We start from the raw sequence: 6,864 nt of genomic DNA, 5'->3' as shown, positions 1-6,864 counted from the left end.
GGGGTAGGCGGGTGGGGTCGCTGGCGAGGCGGCCGGTGCCGGCGACGGAGTCGCCGTCGTTGGCGCGTACGCCTGCCTTGCTGGCCGAGCCGCCGAGCCGCACGATCATCGCGTCGGCGTCCCGGATCAGCACGTCCCGGATCTCCGCCTCGGCGACCAGCGACGCGTCACCCGCCAGGGTGCGGAACGCGGTGAGCTGGTTGATCGCCCGGTTGTCGTTACCCGCCGCCTCCGCCGTACGGGCGTTGGAGAGCCGGTTCGACAACTGGTTGTACGCCTGGTTCTTGAGCCGCCCGGTCGCCTTGAACCGGTCCAGCAGGTTCTGCATGTCCCGGAACGAGGTGGTGACGAAGAACCGGACGTTGGCGGTGGTGGCGTTGCCGGCCTTGTCGGTGGCGGTCACCGTCAGCTCGTGCAGGCCCAGCGGCAGCTCGTACATCGCCTGGAGGGTGCCGCTGGCGTACGGCCGGCCGTTCAGCGTGCCGACCACCCCGGCGATGCCCGAGGTGGGGTCGACCGCCTGCCAGGACACCCGGACGTCCTGGCTGTCACCGTAGAGCTGGCCGTCGGCGATTCCGGAGACCAGCAGCGTCGGCTTCGTGCCGTCGATGCGTACCACCGCCGACTTGAGCGTCTCGGCGTTGCCCGCCTTGTCGGTGGCCCGGTAGAGCAACTCGTGGGCTCCGTCCCCGCTGACCTCGACCGGTGCGGTGTACGGCTGCCAGTCGTCGCCGTCGAGCGACCACTCCAGCAGCTTCACCCCGGAACCGGCGTCGGTCGCGGTGAGCACCACCGGAACCGTGCCGTCGTGCCAGCCCTCGTCGTTCGCCGGGGCGAACGCCGCGGTGCTGACCGGCGCGGTGGCGTCGATCTTGACGGCGACCCGCTTCGTCTCCTCCACGTTGCCGGCCTCGTCGACGGAACGGAACCGCAGCTCGTGCTCGCCGTCCCCGGACACCTGCACCGGTGCGCTGTAGGTGGTCCAGCCGGTGGCGTCGTCGAGCTGGTACTCGGTGCGGGCCACCCCGCTGCCGTCGTCCGGGTCGGTGGCGGAGAGCGTGATGGTCACCGGCCCGGTGTGCCAACCCTCGACCGGGGTGCCGGACACCTCGGCGGTGGTTACCGGAGCGGTGTCGTCAGCCTCGCCGGTGGAGAACCGGAAGTAGTCGAAGGACGCCGCCTTCGACGCGGTCTGGTTGGCACCGAGGGTGAACAGACCCACCTTCGGGGTGGCGCCGACCGCCGCGTTGGTCAACTCCTCCAGCGCCGTCCAGGTCTCACCGTCCGCCGAGTACGACCCGGTGAAGGTGTCACCGGTGCGGGCCAGCCGCAGGTACCACTGGGCCGAGGTCAGGTTCTCCGCCCCGGGCTGCGGATTCTGGATCGTCCCGCCGATCTCGCTGCGGAGTTCGATCCGCCGCGTCACCGGCTGGCCGGCCTGGTTGTCCACCACATAGTCGAACTTCAGGTAGTTGTCGTCGTCGGCGTACACGATCAGACCGGCCTGCTGGTACTGCTCGTCCAGCAGGCTGCCGTCGATCTTCGTCTCCATCGTCCAGTTGCCCTCGGGCGCGTTCTGGAGGATGAAGTTCGTCGGCCCGGTGTTGCTGGTGCCGTAGATGTCACCATTGGGCACGTCGATGCGCAGCGACCCGCCGCTGACCCGGTAAGCGGCCGGGTCCTCCCGGAGAATCGCGTCCCACCGGCACTTGTCCAGCGCGGTGCCGGTGAACTCGTCGGACGGCTCCACCGGCTCGGCCGGGGTGTCCGGCGTCACCTGGAACCAGTCGAAGGCGGCGTCGACCACCGGTGCGGTGGTGCCGCCGTTGAGCGCGAACAGGCCGATCCGCGGGTTGGTGATCCCGGCGAGCGCCGCCGCCCGGCCGACCGGAGTGAAGGTCTGCCCGTCGGTGGAGAAGGCGGCGGTCAGGTTCGTCCCGTCGCTGATCAGGCGCAGGTGAATGGTGTCACCGGCGGGCGCGGCGGTGCTGTCGGCCCCCTCGTTGCGCGGGCTGCCGGCGGTTTCCCGGATGAACTCCACCTTCCGGCTGCCACCGAAGAGCAACCCGACCTTGGCGTAGTTGTCGTCGTCGCCGTAGATGATCAGGCCGGCCTGCTGGTAGTCGGCGGTCACCGGCACCGTCACCTTCGTGGTGGCCTGCCAGGCCCCGCTCGGCGCGGCCTGGAGTACCAGGTTCGACGCGTCGTTGCGGGTGCCGTACAGGTCACCCACCGCGGTGGGCAGGCGCAGCGCGCCATCGGAGACCGCGTACGACTGGTTCTCCCGGACCACAGTGGTCCACCGGTCCCGGTTCAGCTCGCCGCCGGCGAAGTCGTCGGAGCGGGCCCCGAAGCAGGAGGTGTTCGGCGCGTCCACCATCACCGTGACGGTGGCGTACGCCTTCGCACCCCGCTTGTCGGTCACCGTCAGGGTGGCGGTGAAGGTGCCCGGGGTGGTGTACGTGTGGTTGGCGTCCAGGGTGTCCGCCGTTGCACCGTCACCGAAGTCCCACTCGTACGTGAACGGGGTGTCGTCCTCGGCGTCGGTGGCCGTACCCGAGAAGGCCACCGTGACCGGCGCGATGCCGGCGGTCGGGGTGGCCGTCGCGGTCACCGTCGGCGGCGCGTTGTCGGTGACGCCCTTGCCGAGGAAGTCCATCCAGTTGACGTTGAACAGGCTCCCGGCGCCGCCGCTCGGGGACTTGGCCACGAAGTAGAGCGTCCCCCGGGCGTCGACATCCGCCGGCACCTCGGCGGTGACGTCGGTGTAGGTCTGCCAGGCACCGGTGCCCGGCACGGTGACCGAGGTGACCAGCGGGCCGTCGGCGGCACCGGCGCGAACGTCGATCCGGCCGCCGGAGGCCCCCGAAGCGACCCGGAACCGGATGTCGTCGATGCCGGTCAGGCTGGCCGGATCGACAGACCACCAGTCGCCGTCCTCGATGAAGCCGATGTTCTGCCCGCCGGCGCTGTCAGCGGCGGTCTCCTTCACCACACCCGGGTCGCCGCCGCCGGTGCTGCCCGCGGCCCGCCCGGTTTCGGTGTAGTACTCGGCCTGCTTCCGCTTGGGCTGAAGGATCTCCAGCGCCCGGCCGGTGAGCGGGTCGGCGCCGCCGACCCCACCCTGGTCGGTGTAGCTGGCCTCCAGCACGGTGAAGACGTTCGCTTCGGCACCGTGACCGGCGGCGAGCTGCGTCTGCACCACGCCGGTGCAGCCGGTGTGCTGCTCCAGCGGGTGGGCGTGCTCGTCGTGGCCGAGCAGGACCTGGAGTTGGACGTCGTCGCAGTCGACAGCCCCGTCCTCCGGGTCGGTCACCTTGATCGTGTACTTGACCTGGTCACCCCAGTCGAAGAAACCGCCGTCCGGCGGGAACTCGATGGTGACAGTCGGTGCGGTGTTACCGACGGTGACCCGTACGTTCGCCACCGCCGTACGTCCCTTGGGGTTGGTCACGGTGAGCTGGGCGTTGTAGTTGCCCGCTGCGGCGTACGTGTGGGTGGGGTTGGCCTGGTCGGAGCCTTCGCCGTCACCGAACGTCCAGGCGTAGGTGAGCGCGCCGCCGTCCGGGTCGCGGGAGCCGGCGCTGGAGAACTGGACAGTCAACGGCGCCGGCCCGGAGGTCGGCTCGGCGGCGGCCACCGCGATCGGCGCCCGGTCACCGGCGATGTAGTCGATCCGGTAGACCCCGGAGTTGTCGTTGTTGCCGCCGAAGCCGCTGCCCCACTCGATCAGGTACATCGCGCCGTCGGGGCCGAACTCGAAGTCCATCGGCCGGATGAAACTCATCCCGTCGAGCAGCCGGTTGATGTCCACGAGCGACTTGCCGTCCTGGCTGAGCTGCATGGTGTACATCCGCGACTGGTTCCACTCGCCGAAGAGCGCCTTGCCGTCGTAGTAGGCCGGCCACTTGCGGTCGGAGTCGAGGTCCGCGTCGTACCGGTAGACCGGGCCGCCCATCGGCGCGCCGCCGCCACCGATCTCCGGGAAGCGCGGGTTGGCCGCGTAGCCGTAGTCGACGGTGGCCGCGATGGCCGGCGGCAGGTCGGTCAGTCCGGTGTTGTTAGGCGAGTCGTTCACCGGGTTCGCGCAGTCGAACTTCGCACCGGACGGACCGGAGGGGAACTGGTAGTCGTTGTACGCCCGGTTGTTGCCGTGGCAGTACGGCCAGCCGAAGTTGCCGGGCCGGTCGACGATGTTCCACTCCACCAGGCCCTCCGGGCCCCGGTTCGGGTTGGCCGAGCCGGCATCCGGCCCGTAGTCGGCCACGTAGAGCACGTCGGTTTCCAGGTCGATGCCGATCCGGAACGGGTTGCGGAAACCCATCGCGTAGATCTCCGGACGGGTCTTGTCGGTGCCCGGCGGGAAGAGGTTGCCCTCCGGGATGGTGTACGACCCGTCGTCCTCGGGGTGGATCCGGATCACCTTGCCGCGCAGGTCGTTGGTGTTGCCGGAGGTGCGCTGCGCGTCGTAGTCGGCGCGCCCCGGCCGCTCGTCGATAGGGGCGTACGCGTCGGACGAGAACGGGTTGGTGTTGTCCCCGGTGGCCAGGTAGAGGTTGCCGGCCGAGTCGAAGGTCATCGTCCCACCCGCGTGGCAGCAGGTGTTGCGCTGCGTGTCGACCTGGAGGACGACCATCTCGCTGGCCGGGTCGATGCGGTCACCGCTGACAGTGAACCGGGACAGGTAGTTGCGCGGCCCGCCGCCGCTGGGGGCGTAGTACAGGTACACCCAGTTGTTGGTGGCGAAGTCCGGGTCGAGCCGGATGCCGATCAGGCCGTCCTCGTTGCCGGTGAAGACGCTGAGGCTGAGGGCGGTGACCGTGTTGCCGGTGTCCGGCTTGACGATCTGCACCCGGCCGTCGCGCTCGATGTAGAAGACCCGCCCGTCGGGCGCGATGTCCAGCTCCATCGGGTTGCTGGTGTTGCTGTCCAGCGTCACCTTCTCGAAGCTCGAGTTGAGCGAGGCGCGGCAGTCGGCACCGGCCACCCCGGCGGCGGTCCGGATGCCGCCGAGCAGGTGCTCCAGGAACTCCGGCTCGGCGTACGACTCGCGGGTGTGTCCACCCCCGGTGTACCAGGCCCGGCCGCCGTCGTAGTCCTGGCACCAGGCGATCGGGTGGTCGTGACCCATGGCGCCGGTGCCGGCGTTGTAGCTGGTCTCGTCGAGAGTGGCCAGCACGTGCACCTTGCCGCGTGGGTTGGTGCGGTAGTTGTACCACTCGTCGTACCGGGACCAGCGCTCCGGCAGGTGCGCGGTGGACTCGTGGGCCGGGTCCTCCACCTTGACCGTGGCCGTCTGGTTGGCCGGGTGGCTGGCGAAGTACGCACCCACCAGGTCGCCGTACCAGGACCAGCTGTGCTCGGTGTCGGAGGCGGCGTGGATGCCGGCGTACCCGCCGCCGGCCTGGATGTAGCGTTCGAACGCCGCCTGCTGCTCGTTGTTGAGCACGTCACCGGTGGTGGAGAGCCAGATGACCGCCTGGTAGCGGGCGAGGTTGGCGTCGGTGAACGCGGCGGCGTCCTCGGTGGTGTCGACGGTGAAGTCGTGCGCCGCGGCGAGTTGCTGGATGGCCGCGATGCCGGTCGGGATCGAGTCGTGGCGGAACCCGGCGGTCTTGGAGAAGACGAGCACCGAGAAAGGCTGGTCAGCCGCTGCGGGGGCGGCCTGCGCGGTTGCCGGCGCGGCCTGCGCGACGGGAACGGCTGCGGGGGCTGCCTGCGCAGGTGCGGCGGCCAGCGTGGTCATGGCGAGGCCGAGGCTGAGGAGGGTGGCGGTGATGGGTACGCGGGCACGGCGTGGTCGGGACACTCCGGTCTCCTTTGTCCTTGCCGGACAGGGGTTGCGGGGCCAGCTCGCCGAAGACCGACCCAGGTGGAGGCCGGGCCGGACACCTTGCCAGGGCATCCGTTCCAGCATTATGTCGAGTCGCTGAACAAATTAATCCCGGCTGAATCGGTTCATGGCAAGGTCTCGATGGGTAACGTTTCTGCAACACATCGATAGTGGTGCCGTCTTTCCGCCGACACCTTGGCAGGCCAGCGGATTTGTCGTACGGTGACAGCCAAGTGACCCACGGGAGCCCGGTTGACCGGGCTGAGAGGGGGGCTGTGAGCCCCCGACCGTCGAACCTGATCCGGGTAATGCCGGCGCAGGGAGGAGCGTTGCCGTGCCGTCCCTGGGACGACTGCATCTGATCACCGACACCCGACCCGGACGCGATCCGTTGGCCGTGCTGCGGGCCGTGCTTCCGGTCGCCCACGCCGAGTTGGTCGTCCAGGTCCGGGTCGAGGACACCGCCACCGACCGGCAGGCGTACGACCTGACCCGGCGGGTGGTCGGGCTGTGCGCGCCGTACCAGGTGACCTGCCTGGTCAACGACCGGCTGCACGTCGCGTTGGCCGCGGGCGCGGCCGGCGGCCACGTCGGCGCGGACGACCTGCCGGTGGTCGCGGCCCGACAGGTCCTTGGTCCGGCCGCCGTGCTGGGCGCGACGGCGCGGGAACCGGGGACTGCCGTAGCGGCGGTCCACGCCGGAGCGAGCTACCTGGGCGTCGGCCCCTGCCATGCCACCACCACGAAGGACGGCCTGCCGCCGGCGATCGGCGCGGCGGGCGTACGGGCGGTGGTCGAGGCGGTGGGCGTACCGGTGATCGCCATCGGCGGCGTGACGGCGCAGCGGGTGCCGGCGCTGCGGGCCGCCGGGGCGTACGGGGTGGCGGTGGTCGGCGCGCTCTCCGATGTCGCCGATCCGGCGCGTGTCGCTGCCGAGCTGATCAGGGGGCTCTCGTGTTAAGCGGGGGCCCTTCCTATACACGAGGCGTTAGCAGGGGGCCCCTCCTTACACCTGATGTGGTGGTGGTGGG

The 6,864-nt window shown here is 70.2% G+C and carries 2 protein-coding genes and 1 riboswitch; of the genes, one reads left to right on the top strand and one right to left on the bottom strand.

Annotated elements, in window-relative coordinates; genetic code table 11:
• On the bottom strand, positions 1–5,809 hold a 5,809-nt coding region (locus C1I93_RS26765), incomplete at its 3' end, for a ThuA domain-containing protein (protein ID WP_111246052.1).
• A gap of 254 nt (positions 5,810–6,063) precedes the next feature.
• Positions 6,064–6,173, top strand: a riboswitch (TPP riboswitch).
• On the opposite strand from C1I93_RS26765, the gene C1I93_RS26760 reads away from it, so the two are divergent.
• Positions 6,168–6,794: a thiamine phosphate synthase gene (locus tag C1I93_RS26760; protein ID WP_111246053.1), complete on the top strand. Its 627-nt coding sequence runs from the start codon at positions 6,168–6,170 to the stop codon at positions 6,792–6,794. Its footprint overlaps the riboswitch before it by 6 nt.
• The last annotated feature ends 70 nt before the right edge of the window (positions 6,795–6,864 follow it).

This window comes from Micromonospora endophytica, assembly GCF_003236305.1.
GTDB lineage: Bacteria > Actinomycetota > Actinomycetes > Mycobacteriales > Micromonosporaceae > Micromonospora > Micromonospora endophytica.
The sequence above is the reverse complement of the archived record's forward strand: the minus strand, read 5'-3'. Positions and strand labels throughout refer to the sequence as shown.